1 other RNA gene is annotated in these 572 nt (G+C 52.4%); it reads right to left on the bottom strand.

From position 1 onward, the window contains the following. Positions 1-224 precede the first annotated feature (224 nt). Positions 225-569: a transfer-messenger RNA gene (gene ssrA, locus RB160_RS23950) on the bottom strand. Between the last annotated feature and the right edge of the window lie 3 nt (positions 570-572).

Raw genomic sequence — 572 nt, 5'->3', positions numbered from 1 at the left:
CTCCGCTGTCGGTACTACATGCGTAGCCGTGTCTATTAAGTTAACCCTCAGCGACCCGACGGGCAGGGTGCTTTGGGCGAGTTGTGTAAGTTTTAGCCGCTTCGTCCACAACGTACTGCACGGCGATTCTGTTCTATATGACAATCACTTTGGGTTTACAGACATCCCCTGGTGATTGCTGGACCCGAAGGTACCAGAAGCTCAGGGCTAAGGCTGCTTACGCAGCGAGANCTCCGCTGTCGGTACTACATGCGTAGCCGTGTCTATTAAGTTAACCCTCAGCGACCCGACGGGCAGGGTGCTTTGGGCGAGTTGTGTAAGTTTTAGCCGCTTCGTCCACAACGTACTGCACGGCGATTCTGTTCTATATGACAATCACTTTGGGTTTACAGACATCCCCTGGTGATTGCTGGACCCGAAGGTACCAGAAGCTCAGGGCTAAGGCTGCTTACGCAGCGAGAGCGAATTCCTGGCCGTAGTTTTCGTCATTGGCAACTATAAGTAGTTGCAACAGTGGATTTACGAGTTCTGTTACCAACTCGGCATGCACCTAAAGTTTCGCAACCGGCGTC

Origin of the sequence: Neobacillus sp. YIM B06451, from assembly GCF_032667185.1 — a bacterium.
In the GTDB taxonomy this organism is placed as follows: Bacteria; Bacillota; Bacilli; order Bacillales; family Cytobacillaceae; genus Bacillus_D.
The sequence above is the reverse complement of the archived record's forward strand: the minus strand, read 5'-3'. Positions and strand labels throughout refer to the sequence as shown.